Raw genomic sequence first — 24,148 nt, forward strand, 5'->3', positions numbered from 1 at the left:
TCATTGAAGTAGAATCAAGCTTGCCGCTTCTGCCTTTGCCACCTGATCCAGATCAATTCTCCTGCAATTCTGACGCGCTAGGATTAATCGTTCTCGCGCGTCGTCCATAGCGCGCTCCAAAGGAGAGGTCGCATCATGCTCGAGTACAACGTCGAAGCCCGTCGGGTGGATGTCCACGGCGCCCTTGCCACGACCAAGACCGCACAGATCAGTCTTGGTACCGATCCTGATGGTCGACTTGATGCTTTCAATCCCGCGGAACTGCTACTCGCATCAGTCGCGGCATGCATGATCAAGGGGCTCGAGCGCATTGCTCCGATGCTGCACTTCGACTTCAAAGGTGCCCATGTCGATGTTCATGCCGTGCGGCAGGATAGCCCCCCGAAAATAGTCTCAATCGACTACGTACTGACGGTTGACACGGACGAGACGGACCAGCGTTTGGAATTGCTGCACAGGAATGTCCGCAAATACGGCACCATCTCAAACACGATCGCTGCAGCCACCGCGCTGAACGGCATCATCCAGAGGCAGGCATGAGCAGGCTGCATAAGGAGAACCATCTCGTTTCGCGGATCGGCTGGCTTCGAGCTGCAGTACTCGGAGCCAACGACGGTATAGTCTCCACAGCCAGCCTCATCGTCGGAGTCGCCTCCGCTGCTGCTGGAACGTCGGAAGTTCTTGTCGCGGGCGTGGCCGGGCTTGTAGCAGGTGCCATGTCCATGGCGGCGGGCGAGTACGTATCGGTGAGTTCGCAGTCGGACACCGAGCATGCTGATCTCGACCGCGAGCGGATGGAACTGGAAACGCAACCCGAGTTCGAAAGAGAGGAATTGGCGCAGATTTACGTCAAGCGCGGCTTGACGACTGACCTTGCACATCAAGTCGCCGACCAGCTGATGGCAAAAGACGCTCTTGCCACCCACGCACATGACGAGCTCGGGATTTCGGAGATGACGACGGCGCGGCCGATCCAGGCAGCCTTTACGTCAGCAGCTACATTTGCCGTCGGAGCTGCGATGCCGCTAGCGATGGTGCTTGTGGCGCCCACCGCTTCGCTGGTCTGGGTCGTGTCGGCTGCTTCATTGCTGTTCCTTGCGTTTCTGGGAGCAATCGGCGCGAAGGCAGGCGGAGCCAATGTCATGAAAGCAATGCTGCGGGTTTCCTTCTGGGGCGCCTTTGCGATGGCGTTGACTGCTGGCATTGGCGCGCTGATCGGGACGGCTGTCTGAGTGAACGGCCAACTCCGGGCGAGCCCGATATCCGACACCACCCTATCCTGTAGTTTCGTCCAAAGCCGCGTGGCCTGACTGCTCCCCCTGAGCGCACTTTCCCGTTTCCAAGTACGCAATTCGCCCAACCAGGAGAACCGCAAATGATGCTGCCCAAAGATACAGTCGCAGTCGCCGACGATGGCCCGCGCCTACCCGAGAGCCGATATTCCTCATACGTATCTGTCACTAAACAGGGTAGCCTGGACCCGGGCCCTAGAATGTAGGAGCGATCCTTTTGCCTGACTGGATCACGCAATTTCCGGGCTTGTCCCGTCTCGAGCCAGCCGTACGCGACGCGCTGACCCGAAAGAGCGCCGTGATAGCGGTCCCGAAAGGTACTGTGGTCTTCGGCCCCGGCAAGTCACCAGAGAACCTGCTTCTGCTGCTGGAAGGCAGAGTGCGGGTGCAGCAGGTCTCCGAAGGTGGCCGCGAGATAGTCCTGTATCGAGTCGAGGCTGGACAAAGCTGCGTGCTGACTACTGCCTGCCTGTTGGCCCACGAAGACTATTCCGCCCAGGGCATCGCCGAAACCGATGTGCGCGCCGTGGCCATCCCGCGCGCGGTCTTCGATGAGCTGGTCTCGCAGTCGGTCGCTTTTCGCAATTTCATATTCACCGCCTATTCCAGAAGGATCACCGATCTGTTTCAGGTCATCGAAGACATCGCCTTCCAGCGCGTCGATATCCGGCTTGCGCAGAAGCTGATCGATCTGGAGCGCGGCGCACGACAGATCAAAGCCACGCATCAGCAGATGGCAGCCGAACTGGGCACCGCGCGCGAGGTTGTCTCGCGCCAGTTGGGCGAGTTTCAGCGACGGGGCTGGATCCGGCAATCGCGCGGGACGATCGATCTGGTAGATATTGCCGGATTAGAAAGACTCGCCGCCCTGGATGCTGGATAGATCTGCCCCCAGGGTCGCTTCCATCGGAGCGCTCGCAAAACAGCAATCATCCACAGGTTAAGGCGTTGCCTGTTCCCTCCATTTGTAATGACGCCATCCGACATCACACATTTTTCCAGCGTCCGGACGGCCCCCATCCGCAAACCTGTCAGTCAGCCTGTAGGTCTTTTTTCTTCCGCTTGGTGACATCGTCACTGAACGGCAAGTCGAAAGAGCATAGGCATGTGCTGTTCTCAGGAGATCACCGACAATGATTGCCAATGTAAGATTCATAGACCGCGCGCTTCGCCTTGAGGTCGGCGAGGCGCAGAACGCTGCTGCCGCTCTGCTCAACGGCTGGGCCGTCTTGGGGGTCAAGACGTGCCGGAACTAACCATTATCGAAACCCTTTTCACCCCATGGCAATCCCTCTCAGGCGGCATTCTGATCGGGCTGGCCTCGGCGCTGCTGATGCTGACCCTTGGCCGGATCATGGGAGCCACCGGCGTCCTGGCAGGTGTTCTGACCCCGTCTGCGCATCCAGATACCGGTTGGCGGCTTGCATTGCTGGCCGGGATGATCAGCGGGCCGCTTGCTACGCTGGCCGTGACCGGGCAGATGCCCGCAGTCGAGGTAACGGTGTCCATGCCGATGCTGCTGGTGGGCGGCCTGCTGGTCGGGATCGGCGTGACCTACGGATCCGGCTGCACCTCGGGACACGGGGTTTGCGGGATGGCGCGCCTGTCGCGCCGCTCCATCGCTGCAACACTGACCTTCATGCTGACCACCGGGGTGACCGTCTATGTCATCCGTCATGTTCTGGGGGCCTGAGACATGCGACTTCTGACGACCTATCTCATCGGCCTTGTCTTTGGCGTGGGCATTTCGATTTCGGGCATGGCCAACCCGGCTAAGGTGCTCAACTTTTTCGATGTGGCAGGCAACTGGGACCCAAGCCTCATCTTCGTCATGGGAGGGGCGGTTATCATCGCCTTCCTTGGTTATCGCATTGTCTTGCGCAGGTCCTCGCCGATCATCGACGCGAAATTCCACTTGCCCAACAATCTGCGTATCGATGCCCGTCTACTCGCCGGCTCGGCCGTGTTCGGCGGGGGCTGGGGCATCGCCGGGTTCTGCCCGGGGGCCGCGCTCCCCGCCCTGGGAACTGGCCGGATCGAGGTCGTCGCCTTCGTGGCGGCGCTGATCGCCGGCATCTTTGGCGCCAAGGGCCTAATGGCCCTGAGCGGCGAGCGCGCAGCCCGCGTGCTGCGCCGTGAAACCTGAACCAGAAAGGAGACCGTCGTGACAGACTATCCGATCAACATGTCCGTCAAGCCAAAGGTCGAGGCATTCTTCGACCCGGCAACCAATACCATCAGCTATGTGGTGAATGACCCATCCTCGAGCGCCTGTGCAGTGATCGATTCCGTCATGGACATCGACTATGCGGCGGGCCGGATCACCTATGACCATGCCGACGCCATCATCGACTACATCCGCAAGCACGGCCTGAAGCTGGAGTGGATCATCGAGACGCATGTGCATGCCGACCACCTTTCCGCCGCGCCCTACATTCAGAGCGCTCTCGGCGGCAAGATCGGCATCGGCGACAAGATCATGGTCGTGCAGGACACGTTCGGCAAGATTTTCAACGAAGGCACCGAGTTCCAGCGCGACGGCAGCCAGTTCGACGCCCTATTCGAGGATGGCGACACCTACAAGATCGGCAACATGGAGGCGGTGGCAATCTACACCCCCGGCCATACGCCGGCATGCATGGTCCATGTCATGGGCGACGCGGCTTTCGTGGGAGATACCCTGTTCATGCCCGATGGCGGATCGGCACGTGCCGATTTCCCCGGCGGCGATGCCGCCACACTTTACGATAGCATCCAGAAGGTGCTGGCTTTGCCAAACGAGACGCGCCTGTTCATGTGCCACGACTACGGCCCCAATGGCCGCGACATCCAGTGGCAAACGACGGTGGCCGCGGAAAAAGAACACAACATCCATGTCGGCAAAGGAGCCACCAAGGAGCAGTTCGTGAATTTGCGCACCGAACGCGATGCAACGCTGGCGATGCCAAAACTCATCATCCCATCGCTCCAGGTAAACATGCGCGCGGGCGAGGTGCCGACCGACCAGGACGGCCGGCCAATGCTCAAAGTGCCCATCAACAGGCTTTGAGCTCTGACCTCCATTCAAGGACAACGAAAATGCAAGACATCAAACACATCACGCCGGATTTCGCGGTCAGCCCGCAGATTGCGCCTGTGCAGCTCGCCGAATTGAAGGCCGCAGGCTTTACCACAGTGATCTGCAACCGCCCCGATCACGAGGATGCAGGCCAGCCCAGCTTTGCCGAGATCAAAGCTGCCGCCCAGGCGTCAGGGCTCGAGGCGCTCCACATTCCGGTCACGCCAGGTCAAACAACCAAGTATGACGTCGTCGCTTTCGACACCGCCGTGACGACGGCTCAAGGCAAGGTTTTGGCCTATTGCCGCACGGGCGCCCGGGCTCAGAGCCTCTTCGCCGCGATCCGGGGATGACCCGGCAGTCTGCCCCCTTCTGCAGATGCACTGAAGCTGCCTCTCATGGACCATGAAGAACCAGAAAAGTCTCGTCCCATGTCCGCCACATTGCTCGCACGCTATCTTCCGATCCTGCAATGGGGCCGGACCTATGATCGTCAAGCCCTGACGGGCGACCTGCTGGCGGCGGTGATCGTGACGATCATGCTGATCCCTCAGTCGCTGGCCTATGCGCTTCTGGCGGGATTGCCGCCGGAAGCCGGGCTCTATGCCTCGATCACGCCAATCATGCTTTACGCGATCTTCGGTACCAGCAGAGCGTTGGCGGTGGGACCCGTGGCGGTAGTGTCGCTGATGACGGCCGCTGCCATTGGCAATATCGCCGAACAGGGGACCATGGGCTATGCCGTGGCCGCCCTGACCCTGGCTGGACTGTCTGGGGCAATCCTGCTGGCGATGGGTCTCTTGAGGCTGGGGTTTCTCGCCAACTTCCTGTCACATCCCGTCATTGCGGGCTTTATCACTGCATCCGGCATCCTCATTGCAACCAGCCAGATCAAGCATATTCTGGGTGTCAGAGCAGGCGGCGACACTCTACCCGAAATGGTGGTTTCGCTGGTCGAGAACCTCATTGCAACGAATTGGATCACCCTGCTGATCGGGATTGGTGCCACCGGGTTTCTGTTCTGGGTCCGCAAGGGTTTGAAACCGATGCTGCGTCACCTCGGCCTCGGCCTGCGCCTGGCGGATATGGTGACCAAGGCCGGTCCGGTGCTTGCCGTGGTCGTGACAACGGTCGCGGTCTGGGGCCTCGGACTGGATGCAAAAGGAGTGCAAATCGTTGGTGTCGTGCCACAGGGACTGCCGCCGCTAACACTGCCCTCATTTTCCACCAATTTGATCGGCCTTCTGCTGCTTCCCGCGTTGTTGATTTCGGTCATCGGGTTCGTGGAATCCGTCTCGGTCGCGCAGACGCTTGCTGCCAAGAAGCGACAGCGGATAGACCCCGACCAGGAACTGATCGGTCTGGGCGCCGCCAACATCGGGGCGGCTTTCACCGGAGGATACCCGGTGACGGGTGGCTTCGCTCGGTCGGTTGTAAACTTCGATGCGGGGGCCGAGACGCCCGCCGCCGGCGCCTTTACTGCCATAGGATTGGCCGTCGCGGCCATCGCCCTAACCCCGCTGATTTACTTCCTCCCGACGGCCGCCTTGGCCGCGACGATCATCGTGGCGGTGCTTTCTTTGGTCGATTTCTCGATCTTGAAGCGCAGCTGGACCTATTCGAAGGCAGATTTCGTCGCCGTGGCCGCGACCACCGCGTTGACCCTCGTGATGGGCGTAGAGACCGGCGTATCAACTGGAGTGGTGCTATCCATCGCACTGCACCTCTACAAATCCTCGCGCCCTCATATTGCAGAGGTTGGCCTTGTTCCGGGCACCCAGCATTTCCGCAACATCCACCGCCACACCGTCCTTACCGATCCGACCCTTCTCACCATCCGCATCGACGAGAGCCTCTACTTCGCCAACGCTCGTTTTCTCGAGGATTACGTCGCCGATCGCGTCGCCACCGATTGCCCGATCACAAACGTGGTGCTGATGTGCTCTGCCATCAACGAGATCGATCTGAGCGCACTGGAAAGCCTGGAGGCTATCAACCATCGCCTGAGGACGATGGATGTGAAGCTGCATCTGTCAGAAGTGAAAGGCCCGGTGATGGACCGGTTGAAAAGATCCCATTTCCTCGATGCGCTGACTGGGCAGGTGTTTCTGTCACAATACGACGCGATGCGGACCCTTGCCGCAAAACAGGGCCTGAACTACCCGGACAACCCAAGTCATGCCGCGAGTATTTGTTCAAGGTCAGCTCTGGAGTGAACCGCGTCATTACGCGCCATGCGCGCCATCCCTGCTCGATCCGGAGGCAGCTTCAAGGCACGCCGTCTTCCTTCGCTTCGCGACCAGAAATCTGCTCCACACCGATGCGAAAGAAGAGATGCAAGGAGTGGTCGGTGACTGGCCGCTCAAACGGTTTCAGGCCACCCGGTTCCCACCAATTTACGTGCTTGCTCAGCAGCGTCCAGGCATGTTCTCGATCAGCTTTGTGCTGGGGCGTGTCATCCTTCAGTTCCTCGAAGCGGCCATCGACCAGCACGCTCCTCCATTCCCTCCCCTCGCCCCTCTCCTCGACAAGGACGCACACACACGGATTGGCCCGCATGTAATCGACCTTCTGTCCTGGCATCGAGAACGCATAAAGTCGGCTGTCGGCGTAGCAAAAATAGAAAGGCACGACATATGGTCGCCCATCCTTTGCGCATCCAAGATGCCCAAAGTGGCTACGAGTTAGAATCTTGGTGCAATCCAACGTCGAAAGTTCACGAACCCACATGACATGATCTCCCGATCAATGCGTGGCTCAGCGTGGCCACAGTTCAATCGCGCCAGCCATGGTTGGGACCACACGTGTCCCAGCATCGCCTGACAAGATGCGTTCGACATTCGAGATCGAGCCGATCGCAGCCCATTTCCCAGACGATTTAACAAAGGCGCACGCTGCCTCTATTTTTGGTCCTATTGAACCGGCATCGAAGGATGTTGCGCGAAGCATCGCGGGAGTAGCCTGTCGAACATGACGCTGCTCGGGTTTGCCATAGTCGATGGCGACCGAAAGCACGTCGGTCAGAAGCAGCAAGGCGTCGGCGTTAAGTTCGCGCGCGAGCAGGGATGCAAACTCATCCTTATCAGGCAATGCTTCTACGCCCGACAGACCGCCAGTTGGCAGCTCGGCAACTGGAACAGGACCGCAGATCACGACCGTAGACCCGGACTCTAGCATCAACTGAGAGGCGTGGGCTTCGATTGTCGCCTGCAGATGCGGCACTGCCGCCACCCGGCGATACTCTCCATTGAACTCCGAAAAATCCCAACCGCGCTGCTGGCGCAACTGGTGAGCGTGGATCCGTTCATAAAACGGTCCTATCGGTTTCGTGGGACTTCTGAAGGCCTCATCGTCAGGATTGACAAGTACCTGGGCCATCTGGGCGACCACCGGCCGGTCGCCACCAAGGCGATTGCGCAATTCGCGGGCGAGCAGATAGCCTGTTTCGCCCCCGGCCTGTGCACAGAGCAAATCGAGCCGCGTAGGCTCAGCAACGCTGTACGAAAAGGATTGCTGCGCAAGCATCGCCAGCTGGGGGCCACTGCCGTGAGTGACCAACACGTCGTGGGCGCGCGCCACCGGCGCGAGCCACATTGCCGCTTGGGATGCATTTTCGCGTTGGTTCTCGGCGGTGATCGCCTGCCCCTTGCGCAGGAGTGCGTTACCGCCCAGCGATATCACCAGTCTCATGCTACGCCTCCGTGGCTTGTTGGATGCGCCTGGGTGTTGAGGCCGTCATTTATCGCCCATGTTCACCGCGATGCGTTGATCCACGTCAATATCGGTGTCGTCAGCGCGCAAGCCAGCTAACCAGAAGTGTAGCCCCATCGACCAGATGGTGGTTACATATGATAAAGCTGGCTCGCTTCGAAAACAGAAAGTACGTCAGCGCGCAACCGCTTTACGGGGCGAGCCAAGCCGCACAACGGATGGAGCACACCAGTGCCCTTGGGCATCGCAGCCCCTCGTGCGAGCTAGTGCGACATCAATATCGGAAGGCGGAGATCCGAGAGAACACCCTCGGTCGCGCCGCCAAGTACGAAATCCCTGACGCGCGAATGGCCATATCCGCCCATCACGAGCAAGTCCGTACCCAACTCGATCGCTCGCTCCTGCAGCGTGACTGCGATCGGACAGTCTTCCGCTTTGATATCCATTGCATCAGCGTTCAAGCCACGCTTTCTCAACAAAGCCGCCAGCCTCTCGGCGCCGTCCACGGCCTTAAGGGGCTTTTCGTCGACGACGGCAAGGACGTGAACCCTTGAGGCATGCGCTAGAAACGGCAGCGCATCGGCAACTGCGCGGGCAGCCACTCGACTGCCATCCCAGGCGATCGAAACATGCTCTATCCTGGCAGCACTTGCCGAGTCAGGCAGCAGGACCGTCGGCTTGCCAGAACCGAAGATAACCGCCTCTGCAATCATGCGAGAGGTCTGGTTGTCCGTTTCCCAGCCTACGACACAGATGTCGAAATACCGGGCCTGTTCCATGGCGACGTCGCCCTGTGCGGCAAGGAGGACGGCCTCGGATGCGGTAGTGACAGCAACATCCTGTCTCGCGCCCTCATCGACAACTTTGGCAAGGAGCCGCCCACCGGCTTGCAGGCTCAAGGTCTCGGCTTCTCGGATGCGTGCTGGAAGATCCAACAGGATGCGTGAAAGTGGGCTCGAAACTGGCGGAATTCTCGCATGGAGTGCGAGGGCGTGCAGATCGGCGTGAAGTTGCGCTGCAATGGCGACAGCGTTGACGGTCACAGCGTCCGTGTTCGCGTCGGGAAATGTCGCCAACGGAAGAAAAACCTGAATTTTCATTCTGCGTCTCCTTAGGCAAGAGCTTTTGCATCAGGCAGCCAAACCGCCCCGCAACTGATCTACATTGATCGCTGCGATGAGGCGCAGCATTGATCTGGAGCAATCTCGCAAGACAAAAGAGGGCCATAAGCCGTCAAGCGTGTTTCAAAGCTGATATCATCTTGACGGATGCCGTAGCTTCCGCTCCTCCGCCGCACATCTGAGAACCTCGGTCACGTCATCATCCGTCAGTTGCGGAAAGCTAACGTAATGATACCCAAGCGCCAGGAAGCGGCCCGGCTTGCTCAGGCAGACGACCTTGTCCGCTTCTTGTTCGATGGTGGCGAGCGCGTCAGACGACGCGACGGGAATTGCAACGACAGTCTGGAGTGGGCCTCGACGCTTGATCGCACGCAATGCCACCTTGATCGTCGTTCCAGTTGCGGCACCGTCGTCGACAAGAATCGCCGTCCTGCCCGCGAGCGATCGCGGTCCAGCGGAGCCGCGATAAAGCTGCCGTCGACGTTCCAACTCGGGGCGCTCCATCTTGATCAGAGCTGCCAGTTCGTCATCACTGAGCGAATACGCTTCAACAATCTCTCGATTGATGACCACGTCAGGCGGGTCACCGTCCACAATTGCCGCAACCGCCAGTTCAGGATTCGTCGGGGCTCCAACCTTGCGAACTATGAGAATGTCGAGAGGTGCATCAAGTGCCTTTGCAACTGCCGCAGCTACGGGCAAGCCCCCACGGGGAAGTGCCAGAACTACAGGCTTGCGGAGCTGGCTGGCCTGCAATTCGCGTCCAAGTTTTTCGCCTGCTTCCTGTCTATCGCGGAACATCGACTGTCATTCCGGCCACAATCGCCGCAGCGACTTGCGCATCGAATTCCTGACCTGAACGATCTCGCCATGCGAAAGGTGTCGATCCAGAAGACTGAAAACAGCACCTATCGCCTCATCAAGATTAATGCTCGAATCGTGGCCAAAGGTTTCAGTAACCCGCATAACGAACTCGCGCTTTTCACGCTCCGCGGCCGGCGATGTGGCCGGGTTCCATCCCTCGAAGTACATCCCTCGGATCAGCTCTGGCAGTTGCGATGAAAGGTCCGCTGACTCTTCGGGCGACAGCCAGTCGCGCAACGTCGGCAATACAGCTTTCAACAGCCGATGAGCTCGGTGCTCAGGCCAACCAAGATCAGCTGCCAACTCATTTGCCCATTGCTGAGCCTGTTGGGCGGCATGAGAGAAACTCGAACTTGAAGCGTGGCTCATCGTCTTCACTCCTTGTGCATCAAAGGAACAATGCGCTCTTCATGACCAGGCTTCATTGAGCAAGATCAATCCGCGATTGGCCGCGTCGGATTCATGTCGTCAGTCCGATCTGGATCAGTTTTCGGACGGCCCGGAGGGAAAGCGGCACCCGACCGTCGGCTAGAGGCGCGCTGGACTAAGGACTGTATTTCCTGCGGCGTCGTCACGAAGTATCTCGCGATCTCCTCGTCAGACAGACCAAGGTCGCGAAGCGCAGCAACGCTTGCCGACGGATCGGGCCCTAGTCGCGCCATGCTGTCTTTTGACGTCAAGCGCTCGCTCCCAATCCAGCCCCTGCGCAAAGGGTCGGTGCCCGGCTGGCATCGACCCTGAGGTATATTGGTTAGCCGGCCTTGACCGCGATCGTCTTCTCGGCTTCCTGAGCCTCTGCTGTCTTCGGCAGCTTCACCGTCAAGATACCTTTCGCAAAAGTCGCCTCGATCTTCTCGGCGTCGACGCCCTGCGGGAGCTGAAAAGAACGTTGAAAGGAGCCATAACGGCGTTCCGAGAGAAAATAATCCTTCTTCTTTTCTTCTTTCTCTTCGGTCTTTTCGCCTTTGATGGTCAGCAGATTGTTGGCAACCTTGATATCAACGTTCTTTTCATCGATCCCAGCTAGTTCGGCGGTAATTTCGTATTCCGTTTCTTTTTCGACGAGGTCCATCGCCGGAACTACAGGCCAGGCGCCTCGTCGCGCCGTCCGCTCAAGTGTGCCAAGTGTTCGCGGAAACGCACCACGCCAGTCGAAAGGATGAAAGTCATCGAACAGGCGATCGATCTCGCGTCGCATGATTTCGAACGGCATCCAATCACTTGACCGAGAAGGCGCAATTGCCTTCTCAGACTGTACGGGCAGTTTGGTTGGTATATCAGCCATGGTATGGTTCCTCTTGGAGTCTTTGACCGATCGCCTCCTTGAAGCTGCATCCCTCACCTCGGGACTAGGGATGGTGCCTTGGCAACCGACCCTGAACATGCCTCAATGCGTCATGGCTGGCATGATGATCCGGACTCCGGTCGAACTCATTGATGTAGGTCAAAACCTGAATGATGAATGCGTTAAGGCCGTGCCTGTCGGCGCAGCTTCTGCACACCCTCCACCCTACAGCGATGTTGCCTAGGCGGATGTTGAGTAACGCGGCCCGGTCAATATCGTGTTTGTCAGGCTGTGCCTCGCACGGGCCAAAGCACTTCGGTCGCAGTCTCGTTTTGAGGCGTGCCCGGTGGGCTCAAATACGACTCCCACATGTCTTCGGTTGCTTCGAGACCCCGCGTGCGCATTTCGTCGAGCACCGCAGCGTAGGTATCGGATAGGCGCTCGTATGCACCGATATGCAACGCCTTGATTGCCTGTCCAGCGGCAGTCGCTCCGAGCCCCAATCCTGATCCACTCAAAGCCAGAAACTGGTCCTCGCTTATGGGAAAGCCCGCATCGAAGGTTACCTTGCCGTCACCAATCTCGCGATAGTGGGCCAAAGGCGGTCCCGCTGGCAGCACCCTGGCTTTCGAGAGGGCTTCGCTCAGGGTCTCGAAACTCGCGGCCATCGCGCCGGAGATCTGCGGAAGAGTGCAACTCCTGGAGACATAAGCGTATGGCCGCGGAGACATCGAAACCAGTTCAAAGTCGGGCATCATTGCACCTGGATGGCATGCTCAATTTGACATCAATCGGCTTATCGAGGAGCACCGAAGCAGGGAGCGAGTGACCCCACCGAAGGCCCATTCCCTGATACGACTGTGACCATACGCGCCCGAAACGATCAAATCGGCCCCGCTCTCCGCGGCGATTTGCACCAAGGCCTCGGACTCATCCGCTTCCCCGACATCGATGGCATCTGCGGTTGCCGTTATGCCGTGCCGACCCAGGTAACTGACCACGTCATCGGCGCTCTGCCGAGCCGCTGCAAGATTGTTGCTTTCAAGGGTTGCGACACGCACCCGAGACGCAGAAGACAAAAACGGCAAGGCATCCACAACTGCGCGACGGGCCTCGCGCGTGTCCTTCCAGGCGATCAGGACTCCCTCTGCCTTGACCGGTTGGAAGTCGACAGGTGCCAGTAGCACTGGCCTGCCGACCGAGAGAAGTAGAGTTCCATGATCTACAGTGCGGCAGCCGTCCGTCGACCCAGGCCTTGGGCAATTCAGGATAATCAAGTCTGCGGCGCGCGCATTGAACGCTAACAACTGGGTGGGGTTACCAAGCTCGCCTCGCCATGTGATCCGACGGTCGCCATCCACCTGACGGAAGAAGTCCTCCTTGACCTTGATGAGGTTGTCTTCAATCTCATCAACCTGGCGCCGCATCTCGTCCGCGATTGCCATGTCGCTATCGCCCACCGGCATCACATACCGGGGCTCAGCCGCGCAAAAGCCTATCAGGTCCGCATCGAACTTCAGGGCGATCGACTTCGCGAAAGCGACACGAGGACCGACGGGACTATCGATATCGAGTTGAAGCATTATGGTGTTGAAGCTCATTGGCGTGCTCCTTGTTGAGGAGACAATGCCCCCCCGGGACAACAGCGCTTTGACGTGTGTCAAAAATTGCATAGGAAATCGCCACATTTGACAAAAGTCACGCAGGCTCAGCCCGCAAGTCAGATACCAGCGAGCAGCAAGATTGGGTGGAAACATTCAGGCCTGCGCCGGCACAAAGATTGATCTCGCACAAGGACCTAGACTGCTGGGTGGCTATTGTTGCGCGCATGATCCTCAATCTGCTCATCGGCACAATCGTCATAAGTCTAACGGTCCTGGTCCACACCTTTGGTCTGATCGCCGTTACGCATGCGATGCGATACTTGGTCGCCCGGTTTCGCATGCACGGGCGCCGCAGCCGCATAGTCGCGATGATCAGCGTGGTGATGGGGCTCTTCGCCGTCATCACCACCGAGGTCTGGCTCTGGGCCGGCCTTTACTGGTTGCTTGATATCTTTGAGGACTTCGAAACCGCCCTGTATTTCTCGACCATTACGTTTTCGACGGTTGGTTATGGCGACATTGTGCCTGCTCACGCATGGCGCGTGCTGGCAGCTCTCGAGGGCGTGAACGGATTTCTTCTAATTGGTTGGTCGACGGCATATCTAATCGCCGCTGGAACTCGAATCGGTCCGTTTAAGTCCGGGGAGCATTTCTGACCAAGCACGCTTAAACAACGGCAAAATTCCTGCTCTTACGATCGGAGGTGGGCGAACTTCACCGTCGCTTTTATGCCAAAATGATAGCGGCTGCCGAACGACATTTGCGTCTTTTGAGCCTATGAAAGCTCGATCGTCTCTACGGGATACTCGTCAAACACGTGCGGTTTGTCAGTCAGGATTCGGATCGTTGAGGCGGAATTGTAATGGAGGAGCCGGAGCGCGCTGAATAACGCCCCCCGGTGGTAAAGCTCATCTTCCGCGTATGCGATGAATCCAAAACTATCACGCATGCAGGTGCGCTGTTGCCTGTGTTGAACCCGTGAATAGATGCCTTAGCGGCCTACGGCAACTCGGCAAAAGCTCAATCCAGCTTATCCCTTAACACCTGAAGGAAATCACATAGATCGCAGCAATTTCTACGCGCCCTTGCGCGCGCTCGTCCGGTTTGTTCGGAACGTCGCTCACGAAGGGCCAGGTCGACGGCGCCGAGCGCGTCTTAGACGAGGCGCAGCGCCGTGGCACGCCACTCCGCCATCTCGCCTACATCCTCGCCACCGCATATAACGAGACGGCGCACACCATGCAGCCGATCCGCGAGATATCAAGTGCGCAAAGATGGGTCTTAGCAACCCAAAAGGACGCATTTAGCCTATTCATGCTGGTCTTTTCCAATCTCCAGTATAGGATCAGGCTGGTACAACCAGCGAGTATTTCATAGATTATCCGAGTCTTTGAAGGCAGACCCTATGGGTATCAAGACTGACGACTACAATGTCTGGGCCGAAGGAAACGATCTATATTTCAGCGGGGTGATGCGCCTAGAAAACAAGGCCGCTCCTGAGATCACGTCACTGGTACGGGACCTTCTGAACTCCGGGCCACCAGCCATCACGGTGCACCTATCCGACCTGGAATTCCTCAACTCGCAAGGCAGGAATATTCTGGCGAAATTGGTGATTGAAGCCCGAAATCATCCTCAGGTCCGGATGGTTGTTCGGGGCAATAGCAATATTGCATGGCAGCAACGGTCGCTGCCAAATCTCAAGAGAATATACCCCGGCCTAGCGCTGCTTATGGATTGAAAAGCGAAGGCCTACTCGAGGGGTTCTGTCCCAATGCCTAGGTCTTTTCACACCGCGATACTCAATACACGCCTGGCGCTATCTTGGCGCTGCATGAGCCGCAGCTAATTTTTAGCCAAACTCCGGGCGCGACCTGCCATTCCCCGCGCCAGCCTCTCGACCCCACCCCCATCGACGAGTAGACGCGTTTCACAACGCAGGTTCCTCGAACCGCTAACTTTCTATTGGAGGCAATACCCTGTTTGATCACTAGACTTGGGATTTGGTTTTTGTGATCATGTCCAAGACACAGTTTATCCGCCAGGACCGTCGGGCAATTCGCCCGTTGGTAGATAGTCGGGTGTTCGAAAGGCGCGCCCATTTGCGACCACCTCAATACAACACCGCGCAAATGTCTCGGCGTCAAGACACCGTCTGAAGTCTTCCGGCACAAGCTTATGGCTGCCCGGCGATGAACCGGCGACCCTGAGCCGCTGCAAAGTCGCGCTTCGACGAGAACTCACAGCTTCAACTCGCCGGATCAAGGCCGCGCATACGCGTCGAGAGCCTCTTTTCCTCGACCGTCGTATCCTATGTGAACAGCGGCCTGGGAATTAGGCTGGTCGACCCAATGGTCACCTCCCTGATCAATCCGGAAAAGGTCGTTGTTCGACGGTTCGCGCCAACTATCAAATATTGCCTGTCTGTTGTATATCCGCGCCGCGCGCTCGCCGCAGTTCCAGGATTTCGCGAGCGATTTCCTTCAAGCCTTTCACGAAGAGATAGTCTTTGCTGAAAATCTCATTGCGGGTGAGACCATGAATATGTCGGGCAGGCCAGGTTTATCTCACGCAGTTGAGAACGGTCCTGTTCTTGGGTCACACGACGCGCGAGCATAAGCTGCTGCCGCGAAGTGTGCCGCTGGGGTGGGGCAGATGGAATTCTTGGAGAGGTGATATCTCGCTGCCAGAAGGGTCTATGGGCGGCCGCGTTGAGTTCGCTCTCCGCGGACCTCGGACGCCACGAGCCGACCAGTTGTCAAAAAGACAGCGCCAAGCCCCTTGGACCGTTCAGGCCGGGATTGTACTACCGGTCGTTCGGCGAACCGTGAGGATACTGAAACTTGTCAATTCAGGTTTATGCGAGGCCCGCGTAGCGCGCCAAAAGCATCAGGGGTGGTGTAGTTTCTGCAGTCCCGCTGTGCGCTATTGTGGTGCCGTATCAGAGACAATTCGACCATCCTCTAGCACAAGGATACGGTCTGCGCGTTCGAGTATCCGGTTGTCGTGGGTGACAAGGAGAGTGGTCGTGCCGCGGGTGCTGCCGAGGCGCTTGAGGAGATCCACGACTTCGGATGCACTGTCGCCGTCGAGCGCGGCGGTGGGCTCGTCAGCTAGCACGAGAGCCGGGTTTCCAACGAGTGCGCGGGCAACAGCCACACGTTGCTTCTGCCCGCCCGAGAGGTTGGCGGGCAGATAGTTTATTCGATCGGACAGGCCCACGAGTTTAAGCACATGGACCGCTGCCTTGCGTGCGAGTTCATCCGAAACATCACCATGAACCTGAATACCCATGATCACGTTCTGCAAGGCCGTCAGGCTCTCATGCAGATTGTGCGCTTGGAAAATGAACCCAAGGCGCCGTCTCAGCGTCATCAGCGTGGTTTCACGGGCACCGTTCAGCTGCTCCCCGAGTAGGCGCACAGATCCGTCCTGCACGCCACGAAGACAACCGAGCAGGGTAAGCACCGTCGTCTTGCCGGAGCCAGATGGCCCCATGAGCACAGTGAAGCTTCCAGGTTCGATCGCGAAATTGAGATCGTAGAGCGCCTGCTTACGGGCATCGCCCATGCCGAACCAGTGGTTAAGCCCGCAGACTTCGATGACGTCGCGATCTAGCGTTTCCATGATCAGAAGAGGTCCGCTGGATCGGCGGCAGCGACGCGTCTGGTGGCGATCGCTCCCGACAGAGACGAAACTGCGATAGTGCCGACGAAGACAGAGGCCGCCATAACGAGCGTCATCGATAACGGCAGCGTCGTCACCTTTGCCATTACAGTCAGAATCGTTGTGCCGACGATCAGGCCGGGGATGAAGCCGAAGACACCGAGGACCAACGCTTCCTCGAATACGATGCCCAGAAAAAAACGCGAGCCATATCCCATGGCTTTGAAGGTCGCGTATTCCCGCAAGTGGTCCGCCACATCGGTGGAGAGTACCTGATAGATGATAATCAGGCCAACCAGTATGCCGATAAAGACGCCGAACCCGAATATCACTCCGGTTGGACGTCGCATCTGCTGGTATCGCAAATCCTCGGTCATCGCGTCTGCATAGCTGCGGATGCGCAGCGAGGAATCCGAGATCTGGCCACGCAGGTGTTCCGACACTTCGTCCACTGATGTTCCGGGTCTCGTGCGCAGGAGGATGTGATCGGGCGCGGCCGAGCTTCGCGCGGGAAACAGCGACAGGAATGTCTGGTCGGAGACCAGCATGTAGCCGTCGCCGCCGAACCCTCCACCGCCGGAAAAAGTGTTGTAGGCTTTGATGGTGCGGCCGTCAGTCTCGAAGGAGAGCGGCGTTTGCGGCCGGATAGCGACAGCTTCGTCTCGCGTTATGCCGCGCGCGAGCCTGTCTAGGAGCGCCGCGTCGTTCACCTGTAGCAGGTTCAGGTCGGCCGCAATCTTGGGGGAGATGAAGTCCTGCTTGAACGGATCTATTCCGAATGTGGTGAGACTGATGTCCGTCTGTCCCCGGTCCCAAGGCACGTTGGCGACGAAGAGGCCCATGCCTTCGATGACGTCCGGATTTGCCAGCGCCTGCAGCATCCACTGGCGGGCAACGTTACCTCCGTCCGCGATCGCATTGGCGTCGGCCGCTGAAATGATGATGTCGGCCCGAAAAAATTCATAGGGTCTAAGCGTCGCAACGGCCATCGAGTTCATTATACCGAGCTGGACGAAGACCAGTACGTTGGCGAAGGCGACGCCCGCGATCGCTGCCGCGAAGCGGGTGCGATTGTGGGTCAACTGCAACCAGCCGATAGGGAGCCGCCCGAAGAGCCGTTGCAGCAGGCGGCTCATCGTGCGGCCCGTGTCGCCGCCGACGTGTCAATGCGGGCAATAGCCTCCAGGTTGGTGTAGCCCGAAGCCAGCTTCGTCGACGAGGCGTCAAGAGCCACGAGGATGCGAATGACCCTCGCATCGGTGTTCGCGGCGGCATCGTCGGAGATGAGGCCCTGTCGGCCAACGGTCAGCCCGATGCTTTCCACCGTTCCCAGCAATGTCCGCCCTAGCGCGCTGGCGACCAGTTCCACCGGCTGGCCGGCTCGCACGCTGGCAATCCGGTCCTGATAGATCTCGACCTCCGCCATCATTTGGCTGGTGTCGCCCATCTCCATGATCCCTTCCGTCGGGGGTCGCTGCCCAGGCGTCGCGTGAATGTCGAGGATTGTTCCTGCAATAGGCGCGACAACGACCGCCCGCTGCGTGTCGAGCTTCACCCTGGCAAGATCGGCCTCGGCGGCAGCAACGTTGCGGCCAGCGACAACTACGTCTGGCTGCTCGTCGAGGTGAACCGAGGAGAAGCGGGCGAGCGTTGCCTCGGCACGCGTCACGCTGAGCGCGGCATCTTGGACGGCCGCGCGCGCCGTATCGAGCGTAGCGCCGGTAGCAACCCCGCTACCAGCGAGCTTCCCGGTGCGATCGAGATTAGCTTCGGCTTCACGTAGATTGGAGCGAGCCTGGTCGAGCGTCGCCTGCGCCTCGTCGCGGCTCGACAAGACGGTGCTGCGGGTCTGAAGGAGCGCAGCCTGACGTACCGCCAGATTTGCCTCAGCGAGAAGAACGGCGCTTTCGAGTGCGTCGTAGTTATCCAGGCGCGCCAATGGCGTGCCCCGGTCGACCCAATCGCCGACACCGACGAGCAGTTCGGAAAGCCGCGCATCTCCGGCCCCGTAGGGCGCTGCAACGATCGAGACATCACCGCGCGGTATCACGCGGGCGAGCCCCACGACGTCAGAGGGCAGCATCGTTTCGGCCAAATGCGCCGGCAACTCGATATTGGGAGGGAGCGCGATTGGCGAGGCGGATCCCGCACCCGGCGTCAGCCCGGTAATCTCATAGAACTTCTGGATAGGTACGGGCTGGAAGTACATACCTAGGACGCCGCCCAAGAACATGAAGACGGGTATCAGCAGGACGAGCAAATATCTTTTGCGGAACCCCCGCCCCCCGCGACGCGGGATGCCGTCCGCAAGCTTTAGATCCATTGGTAGATCGCTGCCCGGAGTTACTGCCATATCCCTTCCTTTTTTCTGCGCCCGGTGAGTGGCCGACACTTTATCGAGTTTGCGCGCGAGACGGAGCGTATGCACCTCTCTCTGACAACCGATGCCAGTGTATCATCTGACCTGCGCATCCGACTTGACGCAGAGCAAGCGAACGATACGACGGTTCGAAAACGAACGATTTGAGAAGGCAGACGCTGGCTGCCTATCGGCTTGGATCGGGCTTGTGCCGAAACAGAACTCAAGCGGGGGCAAAGAGAAGCTCGGCAGTATCTCCAAAGCCGGAAATCGCTACCTGCGCCAGATGCTCGCGGTCGGCGCGATGGCGGTCATCCGCTATGCCGAGCGGAACGGGACCAGGCGGCCATGGCTCGTGCAACTGATGGCACGGCGAACTACGAAGGTTGCAGGTTGCGCTCGCCAACAAGACCGCCCGGATGGTCTGGGCATTGATGACAAGCGGTGAGCGCTACAGGGAGCCGGTCATCGCATAACACGAGACAAGACGCGTAAGCGCCGACGAGGTTGGAAAGGGCGAACAGGAGCTGATGCACAAAGCTGGCTCTGTGCGGAGCCAGCAGTATCGACGAATGAGCCTGTTGACGCACGCGCACTAAGGGAGCGAGTGGTCATGTCTGCCTGCCCGCGAGCCTGCCGCATTCAACCTGTCAAGCGATTGCCACCATCGGCTCCAGATTGCTGCTTGCCCCCATCAACGCGCTTCGCTGTGCGGCGCAGGATGTACTCCACCCTCTCATCGGGAGGCAACGGCGGCACGGTCTCAAGAGGGAAGCCGAGAGACCGATAAACTTCGATTAGCAACTCATGGATCCGGCGTTGTGCGCCGGTGTCTTCGGTCCGCGCGTAGTCCCTGGCGAGCGGCAGCAGATCGAGGACGAACACCTTCCGGTAGGAGGCGGTTTTCAGCGCCTCGATCAGTTCCGGCTCAGGCTCGAGAGAGAGAAAGCGGTAGTAAGCCAGTGCATCGGGGAGAGCCCGGTCGAGGAAGCATACCTCGTCTGGGTCGAGGTTTCGTTCCTGCTCGATCTGCATCTGCAGAACGCCCTTCTGGAACTCGCGCTGGTTGGCCCGTATCTCGGCGACCGTCCGTCCGGTGACGCGCTGCGTGTCGATGAAGTGCCGTGCGTGCTCGATCGTGGTGCGATAGCCACGCTTGGCGAGCAATTCGATGGTCGTCGTTTTGCCCGAACTCGGTCCGCCGGTGATCACATACCAGTTTGTCATACGCGCCAGACTGACACGCAGTGGCGATCGCGCCCTTGATCGGGATCAATTGGCAGCACACGCATTGTGCTAGTCTGGACCATATTTCTTCCCAATCCTGGGAGGCAGGCATGGGCCGCTATGCGAAATATGCCGAGACAAATGGTCTGATCGAGGCGTCCCCGACGGCGATCTATGAATTCCTCGACGACCAGTCGAACCTGTCGGCGCATATGCGCCAGTCATCGGGCATGATGTTGGGCTCTTCCATGGACATCCATATGGAGCCAGATCAAGCGCGGCACGTCGGCTCGAGGTTTGGATTCACCGGCCGCATTCTCGGCATTCCGCTGTCCGTGGAGGAAGTCGTCACCGGCAGGGAACCACCCATCAGCAAAACCTGGGAGACGACCGCGGAACCGCGTCTTTGGGTGATCGGCCGCTACATGATGGGCTTCGAACTCGCGCCAACAGCCGAAGCTGGAACGATTTTGCGTGTCTACATCCGCTACGATTTGCCGGCGGGAGGCTTCACACGCCTTCTGGGCCGCGTCTTTGGCGGCATCTATGCAGCCTGGTGCACGCGCCAGATGGTTGTGGACGCACAAAAACACTTCGACCACCAGCCAGTGAAGCCGCTCAAGACAACTCATAGCTGATCCTGCCGCGTCAGCCTGTCCGGATGCCCTCTAGGCGGGTGCGCTTCAGCAAGAGCGCGTTGACCGCCACGAGCGCCGAACTGCCCGACATCGCCAGTGCCGCGACCTGCGGGCTCAAGAGGAACGGGTAGAATACCCCCGCCGCAATCGGGAACGCGATGAGATTGTAGCCAGTGGCCCACCACAAATTCTGGTGCATCTTGCGTAAAGTAGCCTTGGAAAGCGTCATGGCTCCGACCACGTCGTAGGGGTCGCTCTTCATCAGCACGATGTCGGCACTCTCGATAGCCACATCCGTACCAGCTCCAATGGCAAAGCCGACATCGGCCTGGGTCAGGGCGGGTGCATCGTTCACCCCATCGCCCACCATTCCCACTTTCAGACCCTGGCTCTGCAACTCCCTGATCTTTTCCGCCTTCTGCCCGGGCAGCACATCGGCAAGGATGATATCGATGCCGAGCAGTCCGGCGATCCGCTTTGCCGTGCCGGCATTGTCGCCGGTCAGCATGGCAACGCGCACCCCCTGCTCATGGAGCTTGGCGATCGTTGCAGCCGACGTCGGCCGCGGTGCGTCGGCCACCGCAACAAGTCCCACGAGCCATCCCGCTCGTGCGACATAGGTCACGGTGCGGCCTTCGCCCTTGAGCACTTCAGCCGGCTCACCCAAGGCGCCCATGTCGACGGCGTTTTCGTCCATCAGCCGCCGGTTGCCCACCAGCACTGCTGCGTCCTCAACCTCGGCGCTCGCACCGCGCCCGTCCATGTAGTGGAAACGAGTGAGCCCTGGTAACTCCAGCCCCGCCGCCCTTTCGCGGATCGCGAGGGCAATGGGGTGGTCGGAGTTCTGTTCGATGGCGGCGGCGAGGGCGAGAAGCTCGTCTTCGGTAATGTCGGGGGCGGGAACGACGTCGACGACTTTGGGCTGGCCCATGGTGAGGGTGCCTGTCTTGTCGAAGACGATCACGTCGAGCTTGGTCGCGCCCTCCAATGCGGCAGCATTCTTGAAGAGGATGCCGTTGGCGGCGCCGAGGCCGGTTCCCACCATCACAGCCATCGGCGTGGCAAGGCCCAGCGCATCAGGACAGGCGATTACGAAGACGGTGATGGTAAGCGTCAGGGCGAAAAGCAGTGGCTGGCCCAGCAGCCAGAACCAGACGGTGAAGGTGGCAAGTCCGATGACGATGGCAGCAAGGACGAGCCACTGCGAGGCCCGATCCGCCAACAGCTGCGCTGGCGCCTTGGAGTTCTGCGCCACTTGCACGAGCTTGACGATCTGGGCCAGCGCCGTATCAGCCCCCACCTTGGTCGAGCGGTAATGGAGCGCACCGCTCTTGTTGATCGTCGCCCCGATGACCTGGTCGCCGACCCTCTTGGTCACCGGGAGCGACTCGCCCGTAAGCATGGACTCATCGATCGTCGACTCTCCTTCGACCACCTCTCCGTCGACCGGCAGCTTGTTGCCTGGCCGGAGAACGACGATGTCGCCCACATCCACCTCGGAGGTGGCGACTTCGATCTCCTGCCCATCGCGGAGGATTGTCGCCTTGGGTGGCGCAAGGTCAAGTAACGTGCGGATCGCTGCCGAGGCCCCTGCCCGGGCACGCATTTCCAGCCAATGACCCAGCAGGATGAAGACCAGCAGAACCGCCACAGCCTCATAGAACTGCTGACCATCGAACAGGAAGGTCGAGCCCACGCTGAACAGATAGCCTGTGCCGACGCTGAGCAGCACCAGCACGGCCATGTTGAGGACGCCGTTGCGAAGAGCGCGAACCGCCGCGACGACAAACGGCCACACGGGGTAGAGGATCGCTCCGCTCGCCAAGATGAACATCGTGATGTTCATGCTGAGCCCAAACGGTGGCTCGAACAGTGGCGGCGCCAGCCCCATGGGATCGAGCGCGAAGATCGGGATCGTGAAGATGAGACTCACGATGAAGCGGTTCCGCATGTCGCGGACCATCTCGTCCATGCTCATGCCGCCACCATGGCCCATCTCGTGAGCCATCGCGTCGGGTGTCGGAACGGCCGGCTGTCGGCCCGCTGGCGTGGCGAGTGCGTGCTCGCCATGCACGTGAGCCTCATGTCCCGCGGGTTCGGCAGACGTCATCACCAGCGTTTCGTTGGGCACGCAGACGTGTCGCGGCGCCACCTCGCCGCGGCAATGGAAGCCGCAGGCGCGGATCTGTTCGACCAGCCGCTCCGGCCCGGTGACCTCTTCATCATAGGTGATGCTCGCCGAGCTCGAGCCGGCGTTGATCGCGACGCCGTGAACCCCGGCGATACTCGCGAGGCGCTTCTCCACGGCGGTAAAATCAAGGATGCTTAGGAGGTCGGCGACTTCGAGGGTGACGGTTTTCATGCTCGAGCCTCAGTCCGGTCGCCGAAGGTCGACATCATGCCGATCGCCATGTGGTAGGGGTGGTGGCAGTCGAAGGCCCACTGGCCGGCATTGTCGGCGTCGAGGGCAATGGTTACCGAACGCATCGGCGGGATCAGCACCAGTTCGAGATCCAGCACCGGCCTATTCTGCTCGCCTGGCGCTGCGACCCTCGCCACCCCTGCGCCGCGTGGCTCGAGGATGATCCCAGTGCGCTGCGGCGCGCCCTCGCGGAGCGCCAAGATTAGGAACGAGCGCTTCTCCGCCGGCAACATCAGCCATACGTCGATCCGCTGTCTCATGTTCATCGGGAAACGGCGGCCTTTGACGGCTACGATGTCCTCGCCTTCCACCGTGATCGACTCGCCCTCCAGTTCACCGAAGTCGATGGTAAAGGCGGTGGCGGCCGCGCCTTTGATGATGCGCACACGCACCCGGCCGCCACGCTCCACCTCGGCCACTTCCTGGTCAGCCAGCGTGCGGTCACTGGCGAGATAGGCGTCGTACTCGATATCGTTGAGGTCCATCGCCATGATGCCCCAAGACAGGTCCATGCCTCCGTGACCGCTGTGGCCTGCCATGGCATCGGCCGCCGGACCAGCTGTGAGACCGGCCAGCAGCTGGTCCGGCGTCTTGAACGAGAAGTCGTGTAACAGTACGACCACCTCCTGCTCGTCGCGCCCGTCATCGTGAGGGTTCGCAACGATAAGGGGCGCCGCAAGTAGCGCCTGTTCCTGGAGCGTATAGGCCTGCATCCAGGGCGTTCCAGCCTTGCCGGAGAACGCGTAGCTCCGCATTGTCAGTTTCCTTTGAAACAACGAGTCTTGGCTGATGTGAGTCTGATGCTGCTCCAACCGCGACTGGATCGTCGCGGCTGGGTGGATGGCACGGAACTGTCGGTGCGCCGTCAATCTGCCGCTGCCGGTCATCGAGAACGCGCCGG

At 59.6% G+C, this 24,148-nt stretch carries 27 protein-coding genes; 13 read left to right on the forward strand and 14 right to left on the reverse strand.

The genetic code is table 11. From position 1 onward, the window contains the following. The first annotated feature begins 135 nt into the window (after positions 1–135). From ASC75_RS15980 to sulP, 8 genes are all read left to right on the forward strand, one after another. Positions 136–540, forward strand: a complete 405-nt coding sequence (locus tag ASC75_RS15980) for an OsmC family protein (RefSeq protein ID WP_055977424.1) — start codon at positions 136–138, stop codon at positions 538–540. Further along, positions 537–1,232, forward strand: coding sequence for a VIT family protein (locus ASC75_RS15985; RefSeq protein ID WP_055977428.1), 696 nt, complete (start codon positions 537–539; stop codon positions 1,230–1,232). Before ASC75_RS15980 ends, ASC75_RS15985 begins: the two co-directional genes overlap by 4 nt. 277 nt (positions 1,233–1,509) lie before the next feature. After that, positions 1,510–2,175 carry a Crp/Fnr family transcriptional regulator gene (locus ASC75_RS15990; RefSeq protein ID WP_199914478.1) on the forward strand — a complete coding sequence of 222 codons (666 nt, stop codon included), beginning with the start codon at positions 1,510–1,512 and terminating at the stop codon, positions 2,173–2,175. A 360-nt stretch (positions 2,176–2,535) separates the two neighbouring features. After that, the gene (locus tag ASC75_RS15995; protein ID WP_055977434.1) at positions 2,536–2,985 is read left to right on the forward strand and encodes a YeeE/YedE family protein; all 450 of its coding nucleotides are present in this window, start codon (positions 2,536–2,538) and stop codon (positions 2,983–2,985) included. Positions 2,986–2,988: 3 nt separating this feature from the next. Continuing rightward, complete coding sequence (locus ASC75_RS16000; protein ID WP_055977437.1) at positions 2,989–3,438, forward strand: DUF6691 family protein; 450 nt, start codon at positions 2,989–2,991, stop codon at positions 3,436–3,438. Positions 3,439–3,456: 18 nt separating this feature from the next. Then, the gene (locus ASC75_RS16005) at positions 3,457–4,341 is read left to right on the forward strand and encodes an MBL fold metallo-hydrolase (RefSeq protein WP_082496618.1); all 885 of its coding nucleotides are present in this window, start codon (positions 3,457–3,459) and stop codon (positions 4,339–4,341) included. A 29-nt stretch (positions 4,342–4,370) separates the two neighbouring features. Further along, positions 4,371–4,703 (forward strand): TIGR01244 family sulfur transferase, encoded by a 333-nt coding sequence (locus ASC75_RS16010; RefSeq protein ID WP_055977439.1) that lies wholly within the window; start codon positions 4,371–4,373, stop codon positions 4,701–4,703. A 78-nt stretch (positions 4,704–4,781) separates the two neighbouring features. After that, positions 4,782–6,566: a sulfate permease gene (gene sulP, locus ASC75_RS16015; protein ID WP_055977442.1), complete on the forward strand. Its 1,785-nt coding sequence runs from the start codon at positions 4,782–4,784 to the stop codon at positions 6,564–6,566. Between the two features lie 52 nt (positions 6,567–6,618). Here the strand turns inward: sulP and ASC75_RS16020 are convergent, their stop codons facing one another. The 8 genes from ASC75_RS16020 to ASC75_RS16055 all read right to left on the reverse strand — a co-directional run bounded on the left by ASC75_RS16020 (position 6,619) and on the right by ASC75_RS16055 (position 12,932). Continuing rightward, entirely contained in the window at positions 6,619–7,080 is a 462-nt protein-coding gene (locus ASC75_RS16020; protein WP_055977446.1) for a pyridoxamine 5'-phosphate oxidase family protein, read from the reverse strand. Between the two features lie 27 nt (positions 7,081–7,107). Continuing rightward, positions 7,108–8,040, reverse strand: a complete 933-nt coding sequence (locus ASC75_RS16025; protein WP_055977450.1) for a hypothetical protein — start codon at positions 8,038–8,040, stop codon at positions 7,108–7,110. Positions 8,041–8,324: 284 nt separating this feature from the next. Further along, entirely contained in the window at positions 8,325–9,161 is an 837-nt protein-coding gene (locus ASC75_RS16030; protein ID WP_055977453.1) for a universal stress protein, read from the reverse strand. 156 nt (positions 9,162–9,317) lie between these two features. Continuing rightward, the gene (locus ASC75_RS16035) at positions 9,318–9,983 is read right to left on the reverse strand and encodes a phosphoribosyltransferase family protein (protein WP_055977456.1); all 666 of its coding nucleotides are present in this window, start codon (positions 9,981–9,983) and stop codon (positions 9,318–9,320) included. Between the two features lie 6 nt (positions 9,984–9,989). Beyond that, on the reverse strand, positions 9,990–10,415 hold the full coding sequence (locus ASC75_RS16040) for a DUF2267 domain-containing protein (RefSeq protein WP_055977459.1): 426 nt from the start codon (positions 10,413–10,415) through the stop codon (positions 9,990–9,992). 382 nt (positions 10,416–10,797) lie between these two features. Next, the gene (locus ASC75_RS16045) at positions 10,798–11,331 is read right to left on the reverse strand and encodes an Hsp20/alpha crystallin family protein (RefSeq protein WP_055977462.1); all 534 of its coding nucleotides are present in this window, start codon (positions 11,329–11,331) and stop codon (positions 10,798–10,800) included. A gap of 284 nt (positions 11,332–11,615) precedes the next feature. Continuing rightward, on the reverse strand, positions 11,616–12,086 hold the full coding sequence (locus ASC75_RS16050) for a GyrI-like domain-containing protein (RefSeq protein WP_159091648.1): 471 nt from the start codon (positions 12,084–12,086) through the stop codon (positions 11,616–11,618). A gap of 21 nt (positions 12,087–12,107) precedes the next feature. Next, positions 12,108–12,932, reverse strand: a complete 825-nt coding sequence (locus ASC75_RS16055; protein WP_055977753.1) for a universal stress protein — start codon at positions 12,930–12,932, stop codon at positions 12,108–12,110. 227 nt (positions 12,933–13,159) lie between these two features. Between ASC75_RS16055 and ASC75_RS16060 the strand changes: the two genes are divergently transcribed. The 3 genes from ASC75_RS16060 (at position 13,160) to ASC75_RS26110 (ending at position 15,554) form a co-directional block, all read left to right on the forward strand. Continuing rightward, positions 13,160–13,591, forward strand: coding sequence for a potassium channel family protein (locus tag ASC75_RS16060; protein ID WP_055977756.1), 432 nt, complete (start codon positions 13,160–13,162; stop codon positions 13,589–13,591). A gap of 749 nt (positions 13,592–14,340) precedes the next feature. Beyond that, complete coding sequence (locus ASC75_RS16070) at positions 14,341–14,676, forward strand: hypothetical protein (protein WP_055977471.1); 336 nt, start codon at positions 14,341–14,343, stop codon at positions 14,674–14,676. 644 nt (positions 14,677–15,320) lie between these two features. Further along, entirely contained in the window at positions 15,321–15,554 is a 234-nt protein-coding gene (locus ASC75_RS26110; RefSeq protein ID WP_108679448.1) for a hypothetical protein, read from the forward strand. 306 nt (positions 15,555–15,860) lie between these two features. Here ASC75_RS26110 and ASC75_RS16075 read toward each other — a convergent pair whose 3' ends face one another. The 3 genes from ASC75_RS16075 to ASC75_RS16085 are packed head-to-tail and all read right to left on the reverse strand — an operon-like array spanning position 15,861 to position 18,924. Next, positions 15,861–16,562 carry an ATP-binding cassette domain-containing protein gene (locus ASC75_RS16075; RefSeq protein WP_055977473.1) on the reverse strand — a complete coding sequence of 234 codons (702 nt, stop codon included), beginning with the start codon at positions 16,560–16,562 and terminating at the stop codon, positions 15,861–15,863. A gap of 2 nt (positions 16,563–16,564) precedes the next feature. Beyond that, the gene (locus tag ASC75_RS16080) at positions 16,565–17,737 is read right to left on the reverse strand and encodes an FtsX-like permease family protein (protein ID WP_055977477.1); all 1,173 of its coding nucleotides are present in this window, start codon (positions 17,735–17,737) and stop codon (positions 16,565–16,567) included. Continuing rightward, positions 17,734–18,924 (reverse strand): HlyD family efflux transporter periplasmic adaptor subunit, encoded by a 1,191-nt coding sequence (locus ASC75_RS16085; protein WP_055977481.1) that lies wholly within the window; start codon positions 18,922–18,924, stop codon positions 17,734–17,736. The genes ASC75_RS16080 and ASC75_RS16085 overlap by 4 nt, the downstream gene beginning before the upstream one ends. Before the next feature lie 244 nt (positions 18,925–19,168). On the opposite strand from ASC75_RS16085, the gene ASC75_RS16090 reads away from it, so the two are divergent. Further along, complete coding sequence (locus tag ASC75_RS16090) at positions 19,169–19,408, forward strand: transposase (RefSeq protein ID WP_244487853.1); 240 nt, start codon at positions 19,169–19,171, stop codon at positions 19,406–19,408. 194 nt (positions 19,409–19,602) lie between these two features. Here the strand turns inward: ASC75_RS16090 and ASC75_RS16095 are convergent, their stop codons facing one another. Beyond that, a complete protein-coding gene (locus ASC75_RS16095) occupies positions 19,603–20,187 on the reverse strand; it encodes an ATP-binding protein (RefSeq protein WP_082496620.1) in 585 nt (194 codons plus the stop codon). A 110-nt stretch (positions 20,188–20,297) separates the two neighbouring features. Here ASC75_RS16095 and ASC75_RS16100 point away from each other — a divergent pair, with 110 nt between their 5' ends. Then, the gene (locus ASC75_RS16100; protein WP_055977484.1) at positions 20,298–20,825 is read left to right on the forward strand and encodes an SRPBCC family protein; all 528 of its coding nucleotides are present in this window, start codon (positions 20,298–20,300) and stop codon (positions 20,823–20,825) included. A gap of 10 nt (positions 20,826–20,835) precedes the next feature. On the opposite strand, the gene ASC75_RS16105 is transcribed toward ASC75_RS16100, so the two are convergent. Further along, positions 20,836–23,187, reverse strand: a complete 2,352-nt coding sequence (locus tag ASC75_RS16105; protein WP_055977487.1) for a heavy metal translocating P-type ATPase — start codon at positions 23,185–23,187, stop codon at positions 20,836–20,838. Next, positions 23,184–24,134: a multicopper oxidase domain-containing protein gene (locus ASC75_RS16110; RefSeq protein WP_055977490.1), complete on the reverse strand. Its 951-nt coding sequence runs from the start codon at positions 24,132–24,134 to the stop codon at positions 23,184–23,186. Before ASC75_RS16110 ends, ASC75_RS16105 begins: the two co-directional genes overlap by 4 nt. Positions 24,135–24,148 lie beyond the last annotated feature (14 nt).

Origin of the sequence: Aminobacter sp. DSM 101952 (assembly GCF_001424795.1) — a bacterium.
Taxonomy (GTDB): Bacteria; Pseudomonadota; Alphaproteobacteria; order Rhizobiales; family Rhizobiaceae; genus Aminobacter; species Aminobacter aganoensis.